Annotated in this window: 23 protein-coding genes; all 23 read right to left on the bottom strand. The window is 69.8% G+C overall.

Going from position 1 to position 23423, the window contains the following annotated elements:
- Positions 1–58: 58 nt before the first annotated feature.
- The 23 genes from BLS66_RS09030 to BLS66_RS08920 all read right to left on the bottom strand — a co-directional run bounded on the left by BLS66_RS09030 (position 59) and on the right by BLS66_RS08920 (position 23331).
- Positions 59–3397: an ankyrin repeat domain-containing protein gene (locus tag BLS66_RS09030; protein WP_057494055.1), complete on the bottom strand. Its 3339-nt coding sequence runs from the start codon at positions 3395–3397 to the stop codon at positions 59–61.
- Positions 3390–3650: a YcgL domain-containing protein gene (locus tag BLS66_RS09025; protein ID WP_049459612.1), complete on the bottom strand. Its 261-nt coding sequence runs from the start codon at positions 3648–3650 to the stop codon at positions 3390–3392. Before BLS66_RS09025 ends, BLS66_RS09030 begins: the two co-directional genes overlap by 8 nt.
- Positions 3651–3810: 160 nt before the next feature.
- Positions 3811–4251 (bottom strand): hypothetical protein, encoded by a 441-nt coding sequence (locus BLS66_RS09020; protein WP_005420284.1) that lies wholly within the window; start codon positions 4249–4251, stop codon positions 3811–3813.
- 61 nt (positions 4252–4312) lie between these two features.
- Positions 4313–5551, bottom strand: a complete 1239-nt coding sequence (locus BLS66_RS09015) for a beta-ketoacyl-ACP synthase (RefSeq protein WP_074725681.1) — start codon at positions 5549–5551, stop codon at positions 4313–4315.
- The gene (gene fabG, locus BLS66_RS09010; RefSeq protein ID WP_049471205.1) at positions 5551–6282 is read right to left on the bottom strand and encodes a 3-oxoacyl-ACP reductase FabG; all 732 of its coding nucleotides are present in this window, start codon (positions 6280–6282) and stop codon (positions 5551–5553) included. Before fabG ends, BLS66_RS09015 begins: the two co-directional genes overlap by 1 nt.
- Complete coding sequence (locus BLS66_RS09005) at positions 6279–6734, bottom strand: hotdog family protein (RefSeq protein WP_032960608.1); 456 nt, start codon at positions 6732–6734, stop codon at positions 6279–6281. Before BLS66_RS09005 ends, fabG begins: the two co-directional genes overlap by 4 nt.
- On the bottom strand, positions 6731–7915 hold the full coding sequence (locus tag BLS66_RS09000; protein WP_074725680.1) for a beta-ketoacyl-[acyl-carrier-protein] synthase family protein: 1185 nt from the start codon (positions 7913–7915) through the stop codon (positions 6731–6733). The genes BLS66_RS09005 and BLS66_RS09000 overlap by 4 nt, the downstream gene beginning before the upstream one ends.
- Entirely contained in the window at positions 7912–8469 is a 558-nt protein-coding gene (locus tag BLS66_RS08995; protein ID WP_064239505.1) for a DUF3261 domain-containing protein, read from the bottom strand. Before BLS66_RS08995 ends, BLS66_RS09000 begins: the two co-directional genes overlap by 4 nt.
- Positions 8457–9707 (bottom strand): NAD(P)/FAD-dependent oxidoreductase, encoded by a 1251-nt coding sequence (locus tag BLS66_RS08990; RefSeq protein ID WP_049471199.1) that lies wholly within the window; start codon positions 9705–9707, stop codon positions 8457–8459. The genes BLS66_RS08995 and BLS66_RS08990 overlap by 13 nt, the downstream gene beginning before the upstream one ends.
- A 55-nt stretch (positions 9708–9762) precedes the next feature.
- Positions 9763–12117 (bottom strand): MMPL family transporter, encoded by a 2355-nt coding sequence (locus tag BLS66_RS08985; RefSeq protein ID WP_074725679.1) that lies wholly within the window; start codon positions 12115–12117, stop codon positions 9763–9765.
- Entirely contained in the window at positions 12110–12739 is a 630-nt protein-coding gene (locus tag BLS66_RS08980; RefSeq protein ID WP_074725678.1) for a LolA family protein, read from the bottom strand. The genes BLS66_RS08985 and BLS66_RS08980 overlap by 8 nt, the downstream gene beginning before the upstream one ends.
- Positions 12736–13161 carry an acyl-CoA thioesterase gene (locus BLS66_RS08975; RefSeq protein WP_014648843.1) on the bottom strand — a complete coding sequence of 142 codons (426 nt, stop codon included), beginning with the start codon at positions 13159–13161 and terminating at the stop codon, positions 12736–12738. Before BLS66_RS08975 ends, BLS66_RS08980 begins: the two co-directional genes overlap by 4 nt.
- Positions 13154–14704 carry an HAL/PAL/TAL family ammonia-lyase gene (locus BLS66_RS08970; protein WP_074725677.1) on the bottom strand — a complete coding sequence of 517 codons (1551 nt, stop codon included), beginning with the start codon at positions 14702–14704 and terminating at the stop codon, positions 13154–13156. Before BLS66_RS08970 ends, BLS66_RS08975 begins: the two co-directional genes overlap by 8 nt.
- Positions 14694–15635, bottom strand: coding sequence for a lysophospholipid acyltransferase family protein (locus BLS66_RS08965; protein WP_053462596.1), 942 nt, complete (start codon positions 15633–15635; stop codon positions 14694–14696). The genes BLS66_RS08970 and BLS66_RS08965 overlap by 11 nt, the downstream gene beginning before the upstream one ends.
- A 1-nt stretch (position 15636) precedes the next feature.
- Positions 15637–16407, bottom strand: a complete 771-nt coding sequence (locus tag BLS66_RS08960) for a glycosyltransferase family 2 protein (protein WP_057494050.1) — start codon at positions 16405–16407, stop codon at positions 15637–15639.
- Positions 16397–18082, bottom strand: a complete 1686-nt coding sequence (locus BLS66_RS08955; protein ID WP_074725676.1) for an ApeI family dehydratase — start codon at positions 18080–18082, stop codon at positions 16397–16399. The genes BLS66_RS08960 and BLS66_RS08955 overlap by 11 nt, the downstream gene beginning before the upstream one ends.
- Positions 18075–18626: a COG4648 family protein gene (locus tag BLS66_RS08950; RefSeq protein ID WP_049471213.1), complete on the bottom strand. Its 552-nt coding sequence runs from the start codon at positions 18624–18626 to the stop codon at positions 18075–18077. The genes BLS66_RS08955 and BLS66_RS08950 overlap by 8 nt, the downstream gene beginning before the upstream one ends.
- A gap of 22 nt (positions 18627–18648) precedes the next feature.
- The gene (locus BLS66_RS08945; RefSeq protein ID WP_049471185.1) at positions 18649–18906 is read right to left on the bottom strand and encodes an acyl carrier protein; all 258 of its coding nucleotides are present in this window, start codon (positions 18904–18906) and stop codon (positions 18649–18651) included.
- A gap of 17 nt (positions 18907–18923) precedes the next feature.
- Positions 18924–19181, bottom strand: a complete 258-nt coding sequence (locus tag BLS66_RS08940) for a phosphopantetheine-binding protein (RefSeq protein ID WP_005411610.1) — start codon at positions 19179–19181, stop codon at positions 18924–18926.
- On the bottom strand, positions 19168–19965 hold the full coding sequence (locus BLS66_RS08935; protein WP_049416042.1) for a lysophospholipid acyltransferase family protein: 798 nt from the start codon (positions 19963–19965) through the stop codon (positions 19168–19170). The genes BLS66_RS08940 and BLS66_RS08935 overlap by 14 nt, the downstream gene beginning before the upstream one ends.
- Positions 19958–20701 (bottom strand): beta-ketoacyl synthase chain length factor, encoded by a 744-nt coding sequence (locus BLS66_RS08930; protein WP_057494048.1) that lies wholly within the window; start codon positions 20699–20701, stop codon positions 19958–19960. The genes BLS66_RS08935 and BLS66_RS08930 overlap by 8 nt, the downstream gene beginning before the upstream one ends.
- A 217-nt stretch (positions 20702–20918) precedes the next feature.
- On the bottom strand, positions 20919–21932 hold the full coding sequence (gene cydB / locus BLS66_RS08925) for a cytochrome d ubiquinol oxidase subunit II (protein WP_074725675.1): 1014 nt from the start codon (positions 21930–21932) through the stop codon (positions 20919–20921).
- A 1-nt stretch (position 21933) separates the two neighbouring features.
- A complete protein-coding gene (locus BLS66_RS08920) occupies positions 21934–23331 on the bottom strand; it encodes a cytochrome ubiquinol oxidase subunit I (RefSeq protein ID WP_074725674.1) in 1398 nt (465 codons plus the stop codon).
- Positions 23332–23423: the final 92 nt, after the last annotated feature.

Raw genomic sequence — 23423 nt, 5'->3', positions numbered from 1 at the left:
CTCAGGAGGTTGCCGGCCAGCGGCCGGCACTACCCACTGCGGATTCCGACCCCGACCCTCAGCCGTTGTCGCGCAGGAACCGCGCCATCGACGAAACACCCGGCACGCGCGGTTCGAATTCGCCGGCCACGTCGATGAAGCCGCGCATCACTGCGATCTCGCGCGGACTGCGGTTGAGGCTGTCCCGCGCCTCCGGATCGGCACCGGCACGCAGCAGGCGCTGCACCAGCAACGGCAGGCCATGCAGCGCGGCCAGGTGCAGCGGACCGAAGCCGCGCGGGTCACGCACGTCCAGGCTGACGTCCTCATCCAGAAGCCGTTCCACCGCCGCCATCACCACCTGCTCGTCGCAGGCGGTGCCCGGCTCGGCACGTGCGCCCAGCAGCAGCAGCAACGGCGTGACCGAGCCCGCCGCCGCCTGGTCCGGTTCGGCACCGGCCAGCAGCAGGGTGTCGAGCAGGGCCAGCAGGCGGGAGCGGTCGCGGGCGCTGAAGCCATACAGCGCGGCACAGTGCAGCGGCCCCAGTTGCTGCGCGTCACCGGCATGCACGTCGGCACCGGCGGTGAGCAGGCGCGCGGCGATGTCCGGCAGGCCCAGCGCCGAGGCCAGCATCAGCACGGTCACCCCGCCCGGCAGGCGGTGTTCCAGCTTGGCGCCGGCATCAAGCAGAGCCGAGACAATGTCCACCTGGCGCATGCTGACCGCGGCCGACAACGGCGTCGCGCCACTGGCGGCAGCGTGCTGCGGATCGGCGCCGCGTGCCAGCAGCAGGTCGGTCACCGCCAGGTGGCCACCGCCGGCGGCACGCAGCAGTGCCGTGCAGCCCTGTGCATCGACGGCGTCGACGGCAAATCCCAGATCGATCAGGCGACGCACCGCGTCGACATCGCCGGCCATGGCCGCGGCCGGCAGATCCGCTTCGCGCAGGGTACGGCGCGGCAGCGGCCACACCCGCCAGTCCAGCCAGTCGGCCAGATCGCGGCGGCCGATCGACAGCGCCACGCCCAGCGGCGTCTGGCCATCGGCAGCACGCGCTTCCGGCGAGGCACCGTGCTGCACCAGCAGCTTCAGTGCGCCTTCGCGGGCCAGCGCGGTGGCCAGGTGCAGTGCGGTCATGCCATGACTGTCGCGCGCCTCGCGATCGACGCCCGCCTTGAGCAGGGCCTGCTGCAGGCGCAGCCAGCCCAGGCGTACCGCCAGCGACAGCGGTGGGTCACCGGCCGGCGAGGCTGCGAACGGGTCCGCGCCACGTTCCAGCAGTTCCAGCGCCAGCTGTTCCAGGCCGCGGGCGGCCTGGTCGTGCTGCGCGCAGGCGGCCAGGAAGCGTGCCAGCCCACCGCGGCCGGCCGGTGACAGGCCGCGCTGCAGCATCACCTGCAGCGCCGGCACCGCGTCGATCCCGCGCGACAGCAGCGCGAACATCGGCGTATCGGCGCAGGCGTCGCGCACATAGGGGTCGGCACCGTGGGCCAGCAGCCAATCGACCGCGCGCGGCTCCAGTGCCAGCTCCGGATCGAGCAGCAGGCCGCCGAGTTCCTCCGGCTGGCACAGCTTGGCCAGCGCGGCCATGCCATCGGTGTTGCCGAAGCCCAGCGCTTCGCGCAGCAGGGTCAGCGGCGGACGGTCCGGCAACAGGCCGCTGGCGCTGGCCGCTTCACCGCGCTCGGCCAGCCCATCACTGACGGCTGCCGGCAGCGGATAGGACGGGTCCAGCAGGGCCACGATCGCCCAGCGGCCCGCTTCGGCCGCGTAGTCCACCGCGCGGCGGCCAACCGGGTCGGTGGCGTCGGCGGCGATGCCCAGTTCGACCAGGCGCTTGATCAGCAGCGGCGAGACATCCTCGGCCATCACCGCCAGCTGCACCGCATTGCGGCCTTCGCCGTCCACCGCGACCAGGTCCGGCTTGTGCGGCAGCAGGTGCTCGACCACGGCGGCACGACCGGCACGGGCGGCTTCCAGCCACGGCGTGCGGCCCAGTGCATCGCGCGCTTCCAGGTTGGCGCCGGCGCCCAGCAGCACGCCGATGATCTCCACGTGGCCGGCCAGCGCTGCCTCGTGCAGCGCGCTGCGGCGCTGGCGATCACGCGCGTCGGCGCGTGCCTTGTGCTTGAGCAGCAGCTGCACGCCGGCCGGATCGTCGTCCTCGGTGGCGGCGGCGGCCAGCAGCACCGGGGTGCCTTCGGCCGGTTCGCTGCGTGCACCGCGCTCGAGCAGGAAACGGGCCAGGCGCCAGTTGCCGACCTGGCAGGCCACTGCCAGCGGCGACCAGCCGTCGCGGTTGAGTGCATCCACTTCGGCTGCGGCATCGCGCAGCAACGCCGCCACACCCGGGTCGGAACTGCGCGCGGCATGGTGCAGCGGGGTGTTGCCGTCGCTGTCGGTGGCGCGCGAATCGGCGCCGTTGGCGAGCAGGGTCATCACCGCTTCGGGACGGCCATGCCAGCTGTCGCGGGTGGCGGCCAACAGCGGCGTCATGCCCCGGTGGGGCGCATTCACATCGACGCCGCGGGCAATCAGTTCGCGCAGCAGGCGCAGGTCCGGCAGCACTGCGGCCAGCACCGCCAGGCTGCGCTGGTCACGCCAGTCCGGGTCCGGCAGCGCGTAGGGGTCGGCGCCGGCCTGCAGCAGCTGCAGGGCACGGTCGACGCGGCCGTGGCGGGCGGCTTCATACAGCGCAGGGGTCAGTTCCTGCGGCGCCATGGCTTCCAGCGGCGCGGTGTCCGCCACCGCTGCGAACATCGGTTCGTGGTCGCTGCTGGCCGCCGCCAACGGGCTGGGCCGCAACGACACCAGCGGCGCGGGCGCGACCCGCTGCAGCAGCAGGTGCAGCAGCGGCGACAGCACCACGACCGCCAGCGCAGCCGGCCAGCGTGCGCTGTCCGGCAACAGGCCCGGCCAGGCCGGCAGCACCACCAGTGCGGCCAAGGCGATCACCAGCGCGGCCACGCCAAGACCACGCCAGGCGGTCAGGTCGCGGCCGGCCAGTGCCTGCCAGTGCTGGGCCAGGCTGCCATCCAGGCGTTCGACATCGTTCCACAGCGGCCAGGTGCGCCAGGCCGCCAGCAGGCCGGCACTGACCAGCACGCTCAGGCCCAGCACCGCAGCCAGGCTGCCGCTGTCACGCAGTGCCGCCAACGGCCAGGCCAGCAGCAGGGCCAGCAGCAGCGGCGCGGCGGCCCACAGCGCCAGCAGCGCCGGCAGGTCCTGGCGAGCCACCAGCGCCAGCGGCCGCAGCGCGCGGCTGCGGCGCCACCACGACACCCCCAGCGCGAACGCCGGCTGCGCCAATGCGGCAAGCAGGGCACCCGGAACGCCGCCCACTGCGGCGCCCAGCGCCAGCACGGCACCGGCGGCGAAGGCGATCGACAGGACGCGCGGTCGGGAGGCGTCAGTCATAGTGACGCGGCATCAGGCTGGCCACCGACGGCGGCACCTGCAGATAGAACCCGCGTTCGCTCATTTCACTGCGGACCTTTTCCGGATCGGCCTGGGCCAGGCGGCGCTGGGCATCCAGGGCCACTTCCAGGACGAAGGCGAGCGCCCCCAGCGAGCTCAGCAGCGGCGCGGGCAGCGCACTGAAATCATCGCGTCGGGGAACGTAGACGTAGGTGTCCGGCTTGAGTTGGCTTTTATAGACGTAGGCGTGCATGTCCGCGGGACGATAACCCGGGAAGAGCCATGATTGTGTCGGAAAGCCGACAGCGGGGAAAGCCGTCAGCCGACGATGGCGGCGTGATCGGCGGCGTTTCCCCGGCGGGGTTCAGCAATGTGGCGGCGACGTTCAGCCAGCGCCGCCGCCACACGGGCGCTTACTTGACCTTGGCGTAGGTGCCCTTCAGCGCGACACCGGCGAGGATGGCGCCGGCGTAGCACTCGTAGTTGGTGCTGCTCTTGAACTCGTTCTTCTTGTAGTAGCTGACGATGTCGACCACGGCGTTGGCGCCGCGCGACTTGGCACCGTCCTGCAGCGCGCGCAGCGCCGACAGCGCGACCCAGCGGCAGGCCTCGGCATCGCTCTTGTTGGCCGCGTTGGTCTTCTTGTTGGTCACGTCTTCGCCCAGGCGCTGCTGCACGCTGACCGGCTGGCCGGCCAGGTAGAAGCGCACGCTGCCGTCAATGCCGGCGTCCTTGGCGGCCTGCGAATTGACCAGTTCCTGCAGGGACTGTTCGACACGCGTGTCGCGGGCAGAGGCGGTGGAGGTCAGGGCCAGCAGCGCGGTGGCAGTGGCGATCATGAGAGTGCGGCGCATCGAAACTTCTCCTTGTCAGGGGTGCGGGTGGGTAGCGGAAACAGTGCGGTGGGACGGTGGGTCACTCGCGCCAGCGGCGGAACACCAGCGAGGTGTTGATGCCGCCGAAAGCGAAGTTGTTGCTCATCACGTACTCGGCCTGCAGCTCGCGGCCCTGCCCGGTGATGAAGTCGAGCTGGCCACAGCGCGGGTCGACCTCGGCCAGGTTCAGGGTGGGCGCGAACCAGCCGGCGCGCATCATCTCGATGCTCAGCCAGGCCTCGAACGCGCCACAGGCACCCAGCATGTGGCCGACGTAGCTCTTCAGCGAGCTGATCGGCACGCGGTTGCCGAACACCTGCGCGGTGGCCTGGGTTTCGGCGATGTCACCGTGGTCGGTGGCGGTGCCGTGCGCGTTGACGTAGTCGATCTGCGCCGCGTCCAGGCCGGCATCTTCCAGCGCCAGGCGCATGGCCTGGGCCATGGTGTCGGCGCTGGGCTGGGTGACGTGCTGGCCATCGCTGTTGGTGCCGTAGCCGACCACCTCGGCCAGGATGGTGGCGCCACGCGCCTGCGCGTGTTCCAGGTCCTCCAGGATCAGCGTGCAGGCGCCCTCGCCCAGTACCAGGCCATCACGGCCGGCATCGAACGGGCGCGGCGTGGTCTGCGGCGCGTCATTGCGCACGCTGGTGGCGAACAGCGTGTCGAACACCGCCGCAGCGGTGGCATCGAGCTGCTCGGCACCGCCGGCCACCATCACCGTCTGCTTGCCGCTGCGGATCGCTTCATAGGCCGCACCCACGCCCTGGCTGCCGGAGGTGCAGGCACTGGACGTGGTGTACACGCGCCCGGACAGGCCGAAGAACACGCCGATGTTGACCGGCGCGGTGTGGCTCATCATCTTCAGGTAGGTGGTGGCACTGATGCCATCGGTGGTGAACTCGTTGAGCATGCGCCCGAATTCACCGGTGGCCTCATGGCTGCCCGACGAGGAACCATAGGCCACGCCGGTACGGCCGCTGCGCAGCACCGGGTGCTCGTGCAGGCCTGCCTCGCGCAGCGCCACCTCGGTGGCACGCACCGACATGATCGCAACCTTGCCCATCGAGCGGGTGGTCTTGCGGTTGTAGTTCGGCGGCAGCTCGAAGTCCTGCGCCGGCGCGGCCAGTTTGGTGTTCAGGCCGGCATACACATCCCACTCGGGCATTGCACGCACGGCATTGCGGCAACTGCGCAGGTGCGCTTCGATGGTGGGCCAGTCGTGGCCGAGCGGACTGATGGCGGCGGCGCCGGTGACCACCACGCGACGATCGGCGGCCATCAGATCATGCCTCCGTTCACCGAGATCACCTGGCGGGTGATGTAGCCGGCCGGCTCGGACAGCAGGAACGCCACCGTCGCCGCCACTTCGTCGGGACGACCGACGCGGCCGGCGGGAATCAGCTTGAGCGCGTGTTCAACCACTTCATCGTTGAGCATTTCGGTCTCGATCAGGCCCGGGGCCACGCAATTGACGGTGATCTGGCGGCTGGCCAGTTCCAGCGCCAGCGCCTTGGTGGCCCCGATGATGCCGGCCTTGGCGGCGCTGTAGTTGACCTGCCCGCGGTTCCCGGCGAGCCCGGATACCGACGACAGGGTGACGATGCGGCCCGGCTTGCGCCGCCGCACCATCGGCATGATCAGGGGATGCAGCACGTTGTAGAAGCCATCCAGGTTGGTGTGGATGACCTGGTCCCAGTCGTCGGCCGACAACGCCGGGAAGGCGCCGTCACGGGCGATGCCGGCATTGCAGACCACGCCGTAGTACGCGCCATGCGCTTCGACATCGGCCTCCAGCGCGGCCCGCGCAGACGCGCGGTCGGCCACGTCGAACACCAGCACGCGGGCCTGCTGGCCCAGTGCCTCGATCTCGGCCACCACCGCCTGCGCTTCATCCACGCGGCTGCGGCAATGCACCACCACGTCGAAGCCGTCACGCGCGATGCGTAGCGCGATGGCCCGGCCAATGCCCCGGCTGGCGCCGGTCACCAGCACGCTTCGATTCCCTGTCATGCCTGTCCACTCTCCAGATAGGCCATCGCGTCGGCCGGTTCGAACACCGACACGTTGGCTGTCGCCCATTCGTCCTCGCCTGCCAGGATGCGGCAGGCGAACATCCCCAATCCATTGTCGCCCAACAGCTCGCAGCGCGCCTGCACGCGCAGCCGCGATCCGCTGGGAAAGCTGCTGCGCGGGCTGCTGTAGCGGCGGCTGCCAAGCAGGAAGCCCAACTGCGGCGGCTTGCCGGCCGCACGCGCACGGCAACCGGCCCAGGCCGCGATGGCCTGCGCCATGTATTCGATGCCGACCCACGCCGGCACCTGGCCCTCCTCGACGAACAGGCCCGCGTCGGGCACCACCAGCTCGGCCTCGATGGTGTCCTGGTCCCAGTGCGTGATGCGCTCCAGCAGGCACATGTCCTGGCGGTGCGGCACCACCTCTTCGATCGCGTACAGCGTGTTCATCGACGCTCCAGCGCCAGCACGGCATTGCTGCCGCCGAAGGCGAACGAATTGCTCAGTACCCGCCGCGCCGGATGCGCCAGGCGGGTGGCCGGTGCGACCAGCGGCAGCACCGGCAATGCGGGGTCGGCCACGCCGTCCCACCAGTGAGGTGGCAGCTGCTGCTGCGGGTTCTCGGCCAGCACGATCCAGCACAGCGCTGCCTCGATCGCGCCCGAAGCACCCAGCGTGTGGCCGGTCAGCGGTTTGGTTGAACTGGCCGGCACGCCGTTGCCCAGCACCTGCGCCACCGCCAGGCTTTCCATCGCATCGTTGTGGCCGGTGGCGGTGCCATGCAGGTTCACGTAGTCCACCTCATCGGCCGCCCAGCCGGCGCGCAGCAACGCCTGCTGCAGGGCATCGATGGCGCCAAGCCCCTGCGGGTCGGGGGCGGACATGTGGTGCGCGTCGGCCGACTCACCCCAGCCGGCCAGGCATACCGGGCCGGGCTCGCGGGTGAGCAGGAACAGCGCGGCGCCCTCGCCGATGTTGATGCCGGCGCGATGCTGCGAGAATGGATTGCAGCGCAGCGCCGATACCGATTCCAGCGCGCTGAAGCCGGCCACGGTGAAGCGGCACAGCGAATCGGCACCGCCGGCGATCACTGCATCGACGATGCCCGCGCGCAGCATGCGTGCGGCCGACATCAAGGCCTTGGCGCTGGACGAGCAGGCGGTGGACAGCGTCCATGCCGGGCCCTGCGCGCCACTGCGCTGGCGCACGAACTGCGCGGCGGTGCCCATTTCCTGCTGGGCGTAATCGAACCCGGGCGGCCATTGGCCCTGTTCGGCATGGGTGCGCAGGGCCTGCTCGGATTCACCGATGCCCGAGGTACTGGTACCCAGCATGACCGCCACGCGTTCGGCGCCGTGGCGGGCGATCGCGGCGGCCACCGCCGGTGCGATCTGCGCCAGCGCCACGTCAAGCAGGGCGTTGTTGCGCCCGCGCAGGGCGGCCGGCAGTTCTTCCAGCGTCGGCAGCGGTGTACGCACCTGCCCCAGCGCCAGGGTGTGTCCCGGCAGCAGGGTATCGTTGTCGCTGAGCCCGCCCGGCACGCCGGCGAACATCGCCGACGCCACCGCGTCGCGGCCATCGCCGAGCGCGCAGACCACGCCCAGGTCGTTGAGGTAGATCGGTGCACTCATCGATCCGGCCCGGCCATGTCGATCGATTCGATGCGCAGCGCATAGCCTTCGGCCCGGTTGTCCAGCTGCACGCTGCCATCGTCCAGGCGCTGCAGCTGCAGCCACACCGTGCCATCGCGCGACAGGCTGCGCTGATGGCCATCGTCGCGGACCTGCCAGCCGGCCGGCAGTGCGGCCGCGATGGCCGCGGTCGGCCACAGCGCGAACTGCAGGTCATCCAGCACGCGCTCGGCGCGCACCTGCGGCGGCAGCCACGGCGCGCGCTGCTGGGTCAGCTGCTGGCCGTCCCACTGCAGGCGCACACCGGTCTGGCCCATCGCCTGCACGGCCAGCTGCACCTGCTGCGCATCGGCTTCCAGCAGCGCATCGAGGTCGCGTTCATGGCTGCCGAAACGGAAATGCAGTTGCTGCTGCAACGCCAGCGGCGCCGGCAGGCTGGCCGGCGACAGGCGCAGCGGCGGCAGTTCCACCAACGGCTTCGGCATGCGGCCGGCGCAGGCCGCCAGCAGCAGGCTCAGCAGCAGTGCCGTGGCAGGGGCGATCAGGCGCCGCACAGCTGCTCCAGCACGCGCATCCGGCGGCCACTGTCATCGGCCACGTACGGGTTGTTGGTGTCCCAGGCGTAACCGGCCAGGATGGAGCTGATCATGTCGCGCACTTCGGGCTGCTGCTGCGGGTGGTAGATGATCTTCTGGAAACCGCCTTCGTACCAGCTTTCGACGAAGCGGCGGAAGGTCTTCACGCCCGCCCGCAGCGGGACCGAGAACTCCGCTTCCCAGTCCACGGCTTCGCCGGCATAGCGGCGCGCCAGGCATGCGCTGGCCAGCTGCGCGGACTTGAAGGCGATGGTCACGCCGGACGAGAACACCGGGTCGAGGAACTCGCCGGCATTGCCCAGCAGGGCATAGCCCGGCCCCCACAACGAACTGACATTGGCCGAGTAGCCGGTGATGCGGCGTACCGGCAGCACCGCCCATTCGGCATTGGCCAGCAGCCGGGTCAGGTTCGGATCCTCGCCGACGATCGCCTGCAGTTTCTGCAGGTCGTCGCCGTCGTAGCGCTCGAAGAACGACGGCTCGGCCACCACGCCCAGCGAGCAGCAGCCGTTGGAGAACGGGATCGTCCAGTACCAGACGTCGACGTGCTCGGGGTGGGTGGTGATCAGGATCTTGTTGCGATCGAAGTCCGCTTCGGCCGGGATGTTGTCGCGCACATGGCAGAAGATCGCGCCGCGCACCGGGAAGTTGGACGGCGACTCCAGCTGCAGCAGGCGCGGCAGCAGGCGCGCGAAGCCCGAGGCGTCGAGGATGAAATCGGCCTCGATGCGGTACTCGCTGCCGTCCGGGCGGCGCACCGTCACCGCCGGCTGCTCGCCCGGCTCGACCGACAGCACCTCGTCGCCGAAACGCAGCGTGGCCCCCATGCGCTCGGCACCGCGCGCCAGCACGTTGTCGAAGTCGGCGCGCTGCACCTGATAGGTGGTGCCCCAGCCCGGCGAGAACTTCTTCCTGAAGTCGAATGCGGTACGCGCTTCGCCGTGCACGAAGGCGGCCCCGTTCTTGTGCTGGAAGCCCGCCTCGACCACGTCCTGCAGCAGGCCGGCCGCCTCGATGTACTCCATGCTCTGCGGCAGCAGGCTTTCGCCGATGGAAAAGCGCGGGAACTGCTGGCGTTCCAGCATCAGGACCTGGCGGCCCTGCTGGCGCAGCATCGCCGCGGCCACCGAGCCGGCCGGACCGGCGCCGATGATCAGGATCTCGGTACGTTCGACAGCATCCACAGCAGTGTTCATCGGTGCGTCCTTGTTGCTCGATCAAGTGGAAAAAAGAAAGTCGGGAAAACCGCGGTCAGGCCGGCGGCAGATCGTGCGGCGGCGGCCGGAACAGCGGCGAGATCAGCCAGACCAGGCCGATGCCGAACAACAGGGTCAGGCCAAAGGCGCGCAGCGCCGGCGTCTGCGACAGGCCGAGCAGGCCGAACGACAGCCAGGTGCTGGCCGCGCCCACGCACACGGCCAGCCACGCGCTGGCGTCGCCGCGGTGCTCGATCAGGAAGATGCCGTAGTCGATGCCCATGCCCAGCAGCAGCATCAGCGCCAGCACGTTGAACAGCTGCAGCGGCTGGCCGAACAGGCCCAGCAGGCCCAGGGTCAACGCACCGGCAACCAGGGTCGGTGCGAACACGCGCCAGGCCTGGCGGCGGTAGCGCAGCCACAGCGCGCCGAACACCAGCACGATGCCGACCAGCAGCAGCCCCCCCATCAGCTTGCGGTAGTGGCCCAGCAGCTGCGAGAAGTCGGCGGTGCGATCCACCCAGCGCACGCCGGGCAAGCCCTCGGCCGCGCCACGCAGGGTCGCCAGCGCATCGGCGCGCGACAGGTCGTCGACCATCACCACGCTGATCATCTGCCCACCGACCTCACCCACCCACAGGTAGCGGAACGGCTGCGACGCCGGCGAGGCCAGGAATGCCTCGGCGGTCAGCGGCGTGGTGGCGAAGTCCGGGCGCGGCAAGGGTTCTCCGACCGCATCGGACACGGCCTGCAGCACGCCCGGTTCCACCTTGGCGGTCAGCGCGGCGTCGGCCTGCTGGCGTGCCGGCGACGGAAGCCAGTCACTGATCGCGCGGTAACCGCCGATGCGCCTGTCGGCGGCCAGCGCACGCAGGCGTCCGGTCAGCGCCTCTTCGCGCTGCAGCAGCTGCGCAGCGTCGCTGCCCTGCACCAGATAGAACTGCGCCGGGCTGGGCATGCCCAGCAATTGGCTCAGGCGGATCTGCTGGGCCATCAACGCCGGCGGCGAGGACTGCAGGCTGCGCAGGTCGTCGTCGCTGTGCAGGCGGGCAATGCCGATGGCGGACAGCGCCAGCGTGATCACCACGAACACCGTCACCGGCCGGCGGCCATGCAACCGCGGGAAGCGCTCGAGCGTGTTGCCCAGCCACTGCGAGAAACGGGTCTTGCGGATCTCGCCGCCATCCAGCCACGGGAACCAGAAGATCACCGTGAGGAACGCGGCCGCCAGGCCGACCACCGAGAACAGCGCCATCTGGCGCAGGCCCGGGAACGGCGCCAGGCCCAGGGCCAGGTAGGCCAGCGCGCTGGTCAGCAGGGCCAGCCACAGGCCCGGCAGCAGGTGCCGCAGCAGTTTCCAGCGGCGATCGGCCGGCTCGGCCTGGCGCGACGCAAACCAGTGGATGCCGTAATCCTCGGCCACGCCCACCAGCGATGCACCGAACACCAGGGTGAGCACGTGCACCTTGCCGAACACCAGCACGGTCACCGCCAGCGCCACGCCACAGCCGATCAGCAGCGACGCGGCGACCAGCAGGATCGGGCGCAGCGAACGGAACGCCAGCCACACCAGCAGCAGCACCGCGGCCAGCGAGCCCCAGCCGATGGTATTGATCTCACGGTTGGCCTGCACTGCGGCCGCCTCGGCATGCAACGGCACGCCGGCATGCAGGATTTCCAGCTCCGGCGACACCGCCCTGGCGGCCTGCCCGGCACGTTCCAGCAGGCCATCGAGATGGCGCTCGCCATCCAGCTGGAACGCCGACCCCGGCGTATCGAACTGCAGCACGGCCCAGTGCCTGCCCTCGGCTTCGAGCAGGCCGTCATCGCCCAGCCGCAACCCTGAGCCCTGCGCCTGCTGCTGCCACCATTGCGGCCACAGCGACAGCGGGTCTTGCCGCCAGTCGGTCAGGCGCGGGGCGCCCATCGGGCCATACAGTGCAGCCAGCGCCTGCTCGGCCAGCGCGCCCGGCTCGCTGCCCTGCAGCTGCTCGCGCTGGGCCGGCGTCAGCAGGCGGTCGCGGTACGGCGCGTAGAACGCGCGCGCCTCGTCGAACCAGCCTTCGATCGAACCACTGGGCACCAGCAATGCATGGTCAACGTCCTCGGCCATGGCCGCAGCGAAGGCCGCCTGCGCGCGCTTGGCGGCAGCGCCATCCTTGCTGCCCAGCAGTACCACCACCTGCCGCGAGCTGCCGTCGGCAATGCGCCGGGTGACGTCGCTCAACAGGCGGTCATGGGCATCCTGCGGCAGCAGCGCGAGGATGTCGGTGTCGATCCGCGACTGCTGGCTCCACAGGTGCCACTGCTGCGCGCCCAAGCCCAGCAGCAGCACCAGCCAGGCGATGCCCAGCCAGTGCCACCAGCGCCGCAGCCGCGCCGCTGCGTTCGATGCGACGGCCTCACTCAAAGCGGCGTGCCTCGTCAGCGCTGAGGGTGGCCGGTGCCTCGCTCAACGCGCTGAACTGGATCTGCGTGCGGTCCTTGTTGGCCTCGACGATCTCGACCTGGCGCACGTAGCGGTCACCCTGCAGGGTCAGCGACTGGAAGGCCTTGGCCAGCATCGCCGACTTCGGCGTCAGGCGCAGCCGCCAGCCCTGCCCTTCACGGCTGGCCGCCACATTGAACTGGCTCGACAGCGCCTGCACGTCGCCGCTCATCAGCGCGAACATGATCGCGTTCACCGAACGCATCGCCGGCTGCTGCCGTGCGTCGAGCTCGACACGGGTGCTGCCATCGCGCTGGCGGCTGAGGATGCGGTCGGCGGTGACCACCACTTCGGAAGGGAACGGCTTGAGCGTGGCCCAGATCACGCCGTGCTGGCGCGCGACCACGAACTGGCCCTGCGAGCGCAGCGGGTTCTTGAAGCCGCTGACCTGCTTTTCCTGGCTGAACTGGCCACGCAGTACCTCTGGCCGCGCCACCGCCTGGGTGATCGCATCGATGGCAGGGTCGGCGGCCTGCACCTGTGGTGCGGCAACGAAGATCAGCGCGCACAGCAGCACGCTCGAAAGACGGACAAGGGTGTTCACGGTGCAGGCACTCCCAGGCGTTCCCACAGTACCGGCGGGCACTGGTACAGCATTTCCTTGCTGGCCGCGTCCACCGCGACCTGGATGGTCATCGCGCGCGTCAGCACCTGGCCGCTCTGCGCATCGAGGATTTCATACTCGATCTTCAGCCGGTTCTCCCATTCCACGATGCGCGCGACCACGCGCAGGGCCTGGTTGAACAGCAGCGGCCGCACGTACTTCACCCGCGCATCGACCACCGGCCACAGGTAGCCCGATTCGAGCATCTGTGGATAGTCGTAGTCGTAGCGACCGAGCAGCGCGCAGCGCGCGATCTCGAAGTACTTGAAGTAGTTGCCATGCCAGACCACGTTCATCGGATCGCAGTCATGGAAGGCAGGGGTCAACGCGATTTCGCCAACCCGTTCGATGGCCTCATTCACCGGCGTACAGCTCCCAACGTTGCGCGCGGATCTCCACCAGCAGTTCCCGCAGTTCGCGATCCAGCGCGCGGTCTTCTTCGACCAGGGCGATGCGCTGCCCCAGGTCGGCGTACATGTCGGCCAGACTGCCATGCAGCTGCGCGTTCAGGCCAACCCGTTCGCGCAGCGCCAGGCCCTGGCGGGCAGCGATCAGCATCGCGGCCACCACCTGCTCGGTCAGCTCGATCACGCGCAGGCAGTCGCGCGCGGCAATGGTGCCCATGCTGACCTTGTCCTGGTTGTGGCACTCGGTGGAGCGCGAGAACACGCTGGCCGGCATGGTCTGCTTCAGCGCTTCGGCGGTCCAGGCCGAAACGCTGATCTGCAGCGCCTTCAGGCCATGGTTGATGGCCGCGCGCGGGCCGGTGGCGGCCGACAGGTTGGCCGGCAGGCCATGGCTGTAGCGGGCATCGACCACCAGCGCCAGCTGCCGGTCAAGCAGATCGGCAACGTTGGCCACGGTGTTCTTCAGGGTGTCCATCGCCAGTGCGATGTGGCCCCCGTAGAAGTGGCCGCCGTGCAGGATGCGCTCGCCATCGGCATCGATCAGCGGGTTGTCGTTGGCGCTGTTCAGCTCGGTTTCGATCAGCTGGCGCAGGAACGGCAGGCTGTCTTCCAGCACGCCGATGACGTGCGGAGCGCAGCGCAACGAGTAGCGGTCCTGCAGGCGCTGTTCGTTGCGCGGCGGGCGTTCGCTGTGCAGGTCGCTGCGCAGGCGCGCAGCGATGCGGCCCTGGCCCGGGTGTGGCTTGGCGGCGAACAGGGTTTCGTCGAAGTGGTGCGCGTTGCCGTCGCTGGCCAGCACGTTGAACGCGGTCAACCGCGTGGCCATGCGGGCCAGGTAATCGGCGCGCTGCCAGGCCAGGCAGGCCAGGCCGGTCATCACCGCGGTGCCGTTCATGATCGCCAGGCCTTCCTTCGGCCGCAGCTTCAGCGGGGTCATGCCGATCTTCGCCAGCACTTCGGCCGCCGGCTGCACGCGGCCGTCGTGCAGCACCTCGCGCTCGCCGCACAGCGCCGCCGCCACGTACGACAGCGGGGTCAGGTCGCCGCTGGCACCGACCGAGCCTTCGGCCGGGATCATCGGCAGCACGTCGTGCTGCAGCAGCGTGGCCAGGCCTTCCAGCAGCGGCACGCTGACGCCGGACATGCCGCGCACCAGCGACGCCAGGCGCGCAGCCAGCACCGCACGGGTCTCGACCGGGTCCAGGTAACGGCCCAGGCCGCAGCCGTGGTAGGTGTACAAGTGGTGCGGCAGCTCGGCCACCAGCGCCGGCGGGATGTTCACCGTGCACGAGTCGCCATAGCCGGTGGTCACGCCGTAGATCACGCCATCCTCGCGCAACAGGCGGTCGAGGAAGTCGGCACCGCGCTGGATGTGCGCGCGGAAGGCCGGTGCGTCGCTCAGTGCGGCCTCGCACTGGCGCTGGGCCAGGGCAGCCACGTCTTCGATGGTCAACGGTGCATCGCCAAAGCGGCACACGGGTACGGCGTCAGTCGTCATGCGGAGCCTGATCCCAGAAGGGGAAGAAATTGAACCAGTCCAACGGGGACTGGATGACCTGGAGTTCCAGCCAGCGCGCGAAGCGCTGTGCCTGTTCGGCCAGCGCGGCGTCGCGCGAGCCACGCGGCAGTACGATGCGTTCGGCGAACTGTTCGAATGCCACCCGATAGCCGTCGCCCTCGTGCAGGCAGGCCATGGTGTAGACCGGGCACCCCAGCGCCGCGGCGAGCACGTAGGCGCCGATCGGGAACGGCGCGCGGTGGCCCAGGAAATCGGCGGTGACGCTGCGGCCACCCTGTACCGGCGTGCGGTCGCCGACGATGGCAACGAAGCCCCCCGCCGCCACGCGCTCGGCCAGCATCACCGCCGTGGCCGGCCCCATTTCGGTCACCTGCACCAGTTCCACCGCCGCCAGCGGGTCCAGCCGCTGCAGCAAACGGTTGAAGCGCTGCGCGTGCGCGGTATGCACCAGCACGGTGATGCGGAATCCCGGCACCTGCTCGGCCAGCACCTGGCACAGCTCCAGGCAGCCGATGTGCGCGGTGAGGATCAGCCCGCCCTCGCGGCGCGCGATCTTCTGCAGTACCAGGTCGCGGTGCAGGTGGATGCGGTCGGCCGGGTAGCGCCCGCCCAGGCCGAGGATCTTGTCCAGCATCGTGTCGGCGAAGGCGAAGAAGTGGCGCAGGCTGTCACGCCGTGTCGGCGCGCGGCCGAGCACGCCGCTGTGCGCCTGCAGCCGCTGCAGGTACTGCATCGAGGCCTGGCGCCCTACACGGTTGCCCAGCCAATGGCAGGCCACCACTGGCCACACGCACAGGCGGAACGGCCAGCGCCCGAACCAGCGGTGCACCCAGCACAGGAACAGCACGCCGGCCACCGACGTCGATTCGCCGATGTCGGCCCAGTGCGGGGCGCCCTGCGCGGCCGCCATCTCAGCGCTGCCCCCGCAGGCGGCGCCACAGCAGGCGCGGCGCACGCCAGAGCATGCCGAAGAACAGGCGGGTATGCATGCGGCTGATGCGCACGTTGTCGCGCCACACATCGAAGTGCGACACGCCATCGGACGGATAGGTCACCCGCGTGGCCAGGTGCTCGACCGGCAACCGGCGCCAGTACAGGCGCACCATTATTTCGGTATCGAAATCCATGCGCCGGCCGATGGTCTCCTCACCGATCAGGCGCAGCACCGGCGGCAGCGGATACACGCGGAAACCGCACATGGTGTCGCGCAGGTGCAGCGACAGCGTGTTGATCCAGACCCAGATGTGGGTGGCGTAGCGGCCATACAGGCGCGCCTTGGGAACACTGGCGTCGTAAGCCGGAATGCCGCAGATCACCGCCTCGGGATGGGCGCGCGCGGCTTCGATGAAGCGTGGCAGGTCAGCGGTATCGTGCTGGCCGTCGGCATCGATCTGCAGCACGTGGCTGTAGCCACGCGCGCCGGCCTCGGCAAAACCGGCCAGCATCGCCCCGCCCTTGCCCTGGTTGATGTCCAGGCGCAGCAGGTCGACGCCCTGGCGCTGTGCCAGCGCGCGCAGCACCGCCGCGCACCTATCGTGCGAACCATCGTCGACCAGCAGGCAGGGCAGCCCCGCGGCCTGCACGCCATCGACCACCGCCGCGATGGCGTGCTCGTGGTCGTAGACGGGAATCACCACCAGTGGCGCGAATGCGGCACCGGCAACGGCCGGATCAGTCCGCATCAGCGAAAACCACCCTGCCGCTGGCATGCACACCGTGGCTGGAGGTGTAGCGGAAGGCCAGCACGTTGCGTGCGGCATCCCAGTCCAGCTGCAGGGTCAACTCGTCACCGGGGCGGGCAACATGCTGGAATTTCACCGCATCCATGCGCACGAACGCGGCCGGCATCACGAACGCCTGCCGGGCGAAGCGCACCGCCCAGTCCAGCTGCGCCACGCCGGGCAGGATTGCCGCCTGTGGGAAGTGGCCCTGGAACGGCCGCAGCGCCGGGTCCAGGGTCATGCGCAGGGTGGCGCTGGCGGCATCGCGGCGGTCCCACGCCGGCACCGGCATCAACGGCTGGAACAGCGCCGCCAGCGCGGCCTGGGTCACCTTGCCCTGCGCATTGATCGGCAGCGCCTGCACCAGCCGCCAGCGGCGCGGCCGGGTCACCGCGTCATGCGCGTTGGCCAGGCGTGCGCCCAGGCGCTGGCCCAGCGCCCGCCGCGCAGCGTCACCGCCCTCCAGCAGCGCCGGGTCGGCCGGCACCACCACGGCGGCCAGCTGCTCGCGATGGCCCGGCAGGACCAGTACACGCGCGTCATCCACCTCGGCGTCCTCGCGCAGCGCGCGTTCCAGCGCATCCAGCGATACCCGGCGTTCCTCGATCTTGACGATGCGGTCGGCCCGGCCCAACAGGCGGAAGCGGCCGTCGGCCAGGGCTTCAACACGGTCCTGGGTGCGCCACCAGTCAGGGGTGTCCAGATGCGCCGAGGCCACCGCCAGGCAGCCGTCGTCGATCCGCCACTGCACGCCCGGCAACGGCTGCCACGGCGGCAGGTCGGTGTCCCAGCGGCGCCAGGCGATGCCGCCGGTCTCGCTGCTGCCGTAGACCTCGGTCGGGGCCACGCCCAGCCACTGCCGCACCTGTCGTGCCGCTTCTTCCGGCAGTGGGCCACCGGAGGAGAACACCGCGCGCAGGCGGCCGTGCAGGCTGGCCCAGTCGAGCTGCTCGGGCAGGCGCTTGAGGTGGGCCGGCGTTGCCACCAGCACCGTGTCGGTACCGGCCAGCGCGCCGACCAGGTCTTCGTGGAAGAACCGGCGCGGATGGATCAGGCGGCCGGTGGCCAGTGGCCACAGCACGCGGAACAACAGCCCGTAGATGTGCTGGTGGGAGACCGTGCCATGGACCTGCACACCCTCCATCTGCGCGCCGAACGCGGCCTGCAGCGCCTCCACCTCGCGCGCCAGCTGGTCCAGCCGCTTGCCGATCGCACTGGGCTGGCCGGTGCTGCCGGAGGTGAACACGCACAGCTCGCAGGCGCGCTCGTCCAGCGCCTGCAGCCCGTCGTCCAGCACAGCATCCGGTGCGGCCAGCGGGCGGTAATCGGCACAGACATCACCGGCGAAACCGCTGACCTGCGGCTGCAACGCCTGCAGCGTGGCCGGCAGGTTGTCGGCGGCCAGGAACACCCGCTTGCCGGCATGCCAGGCACCGAACAGCGCCGCGGCAAAGGCCACGGCGTCATCGAAGTACAGGGCCCAGTCGCGGCCTTCGGCCGCCGCAAAGGCGGCGCGCCAGGCCAGCACGCGCTGGCGGAAGCCGGCATGATCGATCACCTCGCCATTGCAGAGGCCGACGCTGCGCTGCGGCCGGGCCTCCAGCAGCAGCCGGTCCAGGGCAATCCACTCAGCCATGCGCGTGCGCCGCCTTCACCCGCCGCCGCACCAGCCACTCCCCTGCGAACAACACACCCATCATCACGTACGCCAACAATCCGTTGTAGAGCATCCAGGCCCGGTCCGACGCGTACAGCGCGGTCAGCAGGGCCAGGCTGCCGTTGAGAACGAAGAAGCCGCACCACACCTGGGTGACGCGGCGGGTATAGGCCACCGCGAACGGGGGCAGGTCCGGCTCCTGAAGCCGCGCCAGGCGCTCCACCAGCGGCGGCCCGAAGCGGAGGCTGGTGCCGAACACCGCCAGCATCACCGCATTGACCAGCACCGGGTACAGCTTCAGCGGCAGGGCCTGGTTGAGCACGGTGGCCAGCACGGCCAGCAGGCCAGCACCGGCGGCGGCGGCCCACCACAATGGCTGGCGCGTGGTCAGCGCACGCAGCAGCGCCAGGGTGAACAGCAGCAGCGACAGCCAGCGCGGCTCGAAGCGGCCCATCGCCAGGTACACCAGCAGCGGGTAGGCGAGCGAGATCGCTGCCACCACGACGGTACGTGCGCGAGCCATGGCGAAGCCGCCGGCGCTGCGGTCAGGCGGCTGCCTGGTCCGGCAGCAGTCCATGCACGACATCAACGATGTCCTGCACGGTGCGCACGGCCTTGAACGCTTCCGGCTGCAGGTTGCGGCCGAGCAGGGGCTTGAGCTGCACGATCAGGTCGACCGCATCGATGCTGTCGATGTCCAGGTCGTCATACAGGCGCGCCTCGGGGGTGATCCGGGCGGCGTCGATCTCGAAGCTGTCGGTCAGGATGCTGACGATGCGTTCGAACAGTTCATTCTTGGTCATGGCAATTCCTGGCGCCGTTACGACTGGCGGGCGGCGACGAACTCGCCGAGCGCGCGCACGCTGGAGAAATGGCGACGGGTTTCTTCCGAATCGGCCGACAGGCTGACACCGTACTTCTTCTGCAGTGCCAGGCCCAGCTCCAGCGCGTCGATCGAATCCAGGCCGAGGCCCTCGACGAACAGCGGCGCGGTCGGATCGATGTCCTCCGGCGTGATGTCCTCCAGCGAAAGGGAGGAAATGATCAATTCCTTGATCTCGTGCTCAAGTGCTTGCACGGGGCGGATCTCCAGACAGGTCGAAATAACGAGAAAGGTGCTCGGTGACGCGGCGTGCTGCCAAGGCATCCCCCCTTGGCGAGTCGTCATCGGCCAGGAAGGGCGCGATCGGGATATCTTCGCCGATCTGCAGCCGAACGTGAAAGCGACGTGAGGGTACACGATACCACTTCTGCCCCTTGGTCAACGTGGGCGGGGTGCAGGTGATCCGCACCGGGGTGATGTCCAGCCGGCCACGGACGGCGATGTTGGCGGCCCCGCGCTGCAGCCGCGGCGGCTGGCCCGGCACGCTGCGGGTGCCCTCCGGGAAGATCACCAGGGTGCCGCCCGCATGCACCGCGGCCACGCAGTCATCGACCAGGCCCGCCCCGTCGTCGTTGGCGATGTAGCCGGCCGCCCGCACCGGGCCGCGCATGAACGGGTTGCAGGCCACGGCCCGCTTCACCACACAGTCGGCGTTGGGCAGCAGCGAGATCAGGCAGACCACATCGATCAGGGTCGGATGATTGGCCAGCACCAGCAGGCCGTCGCGCTGCAGGCGCTCACCGCCCTCGATCTGGTAGGTCATCACCCCCAGCGCACGCATCAGGCGCAGGTGGCTGGCAAAGGCGACCTGGACCACGCGGCGGGCGCGGCGGCGGCGGACCACCGGGTCGCGCATCAGCAGCAGCACCGGCATCACCAGCACGCCCAGCAGCAGGCCGCCAACGCCGAACGCGGCAAAGCTCAGGCCGGTGCCGAGCACCCGCCAGGCGTGATCGAGGCGGCGCAGCGCCTCAGCCACGGCGTCCCCAGCGCCAGCGCTGGCCCTGGGCCACATGTTCCAGCGCCGGCGCGCCGGACAGCAGGAAGCGGTGCAGGTCCAACGCGTGCGGCAGCGTGCCCGGGGCGGTGTCGGCCGTGGCCGGCGCCGCGTCCCACTGCAGCGAGAGCACCGGCTGACCCGCTGTCGGTGCCGTCAATCGCCAGCACCAGGCAAAGAACGGGTCGGGTTCGTCAGCGAACGTCGCGTAAATCTCGGGAAGGGGCGACTCGTAGACGACCACCCGCACCTCGCGGGCACCGTCGGCCAGCAGACCGGCGGCCTCCAGGCAGGCGGCCTCGACCGTGGCCTGTCCAGCGGCCAGCGCCAGGTAGTTGCCGCGGTGGCCGCGGGCGATCGAGTACAGGGCAGCGATCGCGTTGTGCACCGACAGGCCGAACCCGGTCGGGGACAAAGGCTGATCGCTGGCCAGCGCCCCCAGCAGGTCCATCGAACGGGCCACGTCACCGTGGCGGCTGGCGAACACCAATGGGACCTGGCTGTCCGCGCCCTGCCCATCCTCGCACCAGCAGGCGGTCTGGATCGCCATCCGGCCCAGCCGCTCGATGCGGCGGCGCTGCATCGCCGGGATCTCGGCCAGCGCCGGCGTGTCTTCGCCCTGCGGCAGGTATGGCGCACCGGCCCAGCCCAACCACTGGCTACGCTCGCTCAGGCCGGGCGCCCAGGCGGCCCAGTCGACGATGGAGAATTCGATCATTTAGCGACGGTGCTTCAATGGGAGAACGATAGGCACGAGCCATTACGGCGACGCGCGGCGGCCCCCCATTCCTGCAGCCGTGCGTCCGTCCAGGACGTCGCCGGCTGCCCCCCTGGCTGCCGGAAAGGAGCGCACGCTAGCACGTCCTGCCCGGGGTGTGCAGGTTTCACATTCCCCAACACGGGGCCCGGCACCGGCGGGCCCCGCTTTCAATCCATCAGTGGTAGCCGGTATCGGCGTGCACCTTGCCGCGGAACACCCGGTACGACCACGCCGTATAGCCGAGGATGACCGGCAGCAGAATGACCAGCCCGACCAGGGTGAAGCCCAGCGAGGAGGCCGGCGCGGCGGCCTGCCACAGGGTCATCGACGGCGGCAGCAGGTACGGCCACATGCCCAGTACCAGGCCAAGGAAACCGAGCACGAACAGGGCCAGGCTGAGCAGGAACGGCGGCAGGTCGCGGCACGGATGGGTCGCGCTGCGCCACAGCGCGGCGGCCACCGCCAGGGTCAGGAGCGGCACCGGCGACAGCCACCAGAAGTTGCCGTCGCTGAACCAGCGCGCCATCAGCCGCGAATCGAGGAACGGCAGCCAACTGCTGACCAGCCCCATCGCCGCGATCACCGCCACCACCAGCGGGCGGGTCATCTGCCGCGCCAGCGCCTGTACGCGCCCTTCGGTCTTCAGGATCAGCCAGGTGCTGCCCAGCAGCGCATAGCCGGCCACCAGCGCAGCACCGGTCAGCATCGCGAACGGGCTGAACCAGGCGAACGCGCCGCCCTGGTAGGCACCGTCCACCAGCGGGATGCCCTGCACCAGGGTGCCCAGGATCACGCCCTGGGCAAAGGTCGCCAACAGCGAGCCGAGGCCGAACGCCACGCTCCACAGCCGGCGCGACCGGTGTGCCTTGAAGCGGAACTCGAACGCCACGCCGCGGAACACCAGCGCCACCACCAGCAGCAGCACCGGCAGGTACAACGCCGACAACAGCACCGCGTAGGCCTTCGGGAACGCCGCCAGCAGCCCGGCGCCGCCCAGTACCAGCCAGGTCTCGTTGCCGTCCCAGATCGGCGCGGCGGTGTTCATCATCAGGTCCAGCTGCTCCTCGTCCTCGGCGAACGGGGCCAGGATGCCGATGCCGAGCACGAAGCCATCCAGCACCACATACATCAGCACGCCGAAGCCGATCACCGCGAACCACGCCACCGGCAGCCAGGTCATCAGGTCCATGTCAGCGCTCCTCCAGCGGTTCGTCGGCCGCCGACAGCGGGCGTGCCGGGGTGTGGCTGCCATGGTCCAGCGACGGCCCCTCGGCATACGGCTGCGGCCCGTGGCGCAGGATCTTCACCAGGTACCAGATGCCCCAGCCGAACACGAAGGCATAGCCAACCACGTACACGCCCAGCGACAACGCCGTCATCCACGCGCTCTGCGGGCCGACCGCATCGGCGGTGCGCAGCAGGCCATAGACCACCCACGGCTGTCGGCCCATCTCGGTGACGAACCAGCCGGACAGCAGCGCGATGAAGCCGCTGGGCAGCATCCAGTTCCAGCCGCGCAGCAGCCACGGTGAATCGAGCAGCCTGTTCCGCCACAGCTGGAACGCCGATACCCAGGCCAGCAGCAGCATCAGCGTGCCCAGCCCGACCATGATGCGGAAGGCGAAGAACACCGGCGTCACCGGCGGCCGCTCGCTGGCCGGTACCGAGGTCAGCGGATCGAAGGTGCCGTCCAGCGAATGGGTGAGGATCACGCTGCCCAGCTTCGGGATGGCCACCTCGAAATCGTTGCGCTCTTCCTTCTCGTTGGGCAGCGCGAACACCACCAGCGGTACGCCCTCGCCTTCCCGGGTTTCATGCCAGTGCGCTTCCACCGCCGCGATCTTCATCGGCTGGTGCTTGAGCGTGTTCAGGCCATGCATGTCGCCGACGAAGATCTGCACCGGCACGGTCAGCGCGGCGAATGCCACGGCGGCGATCAGCATGCGCCGGCCCGCTTCCACGTGCGTGCCCCTGCGCAGGTACCACGCACCCACGCCACCGATCACGAAACAGGTGGTGATGAACGAACCCAGCGCCATGTGCGCCAGGCGGTAGGGGAACGAGGGGTTGAACACCACCTGCCACCAGTCCACCGGATGCACGATGCCGTTGACCATCTCGTAGCCGGCCGGCGTATGCAGCCAGCTGTTGGACGACAGGATCCAGAACGTGGAGAACAGCGTGCCCAGCGCCACCATGCAGGTGGACAGGAAATGCAGGCGCGGCGAAACCCGGCCCCAGCCGAACATCATCACGCCGAGGAAGCTGGCTTCCAGGAAGAACGCGGTCAGCACCTCGTAGGTCAGCAGCGGGCCGATGACCGTACCGGCCACCTCGCTCAGCCGCGGCCAGTTGGTGCCGAACTGGAACGCCATGACGATGCCGCTGACCACGCCCATGCCGAACGACACCGCGAAGATCTTCTGCCAGAAGAAATACAGCTCGCGCCACACGGGCAACTTCGTGCGCAGCCAGCGCCATTCGATGAAGGCCAGCCAGCTGGCCGTACCGATGGTGAAGGCGGGGAACAGCACGTGGAAACTGATGACGAATCCGAACTGGATCCGGGACAACAACAACGCGTCCAAGGGACGCCTCCTGCCTGCGACCGGTGGGATACCGGACCACTTTAGGAGGATTTCGTTAAGGTGGGATGCGACCGGGTGACGCGCTGCTTCAC

Source organism: Stenotrophomonas pavanii, assembly GCF_900101175.1.
GTDB lineage: Bacteria > Pseudomonadota > Gammaproteobacteria > Xanthomonadales > Xanthomonadaceae > Stenotrophomonas > Stenotrophomonas pavanii.
The sequence above is the reverse complement of the archived record's forward strand: the minus strand, read 5'-3'. Positions and strand labels throughout refer to the sequence as shown.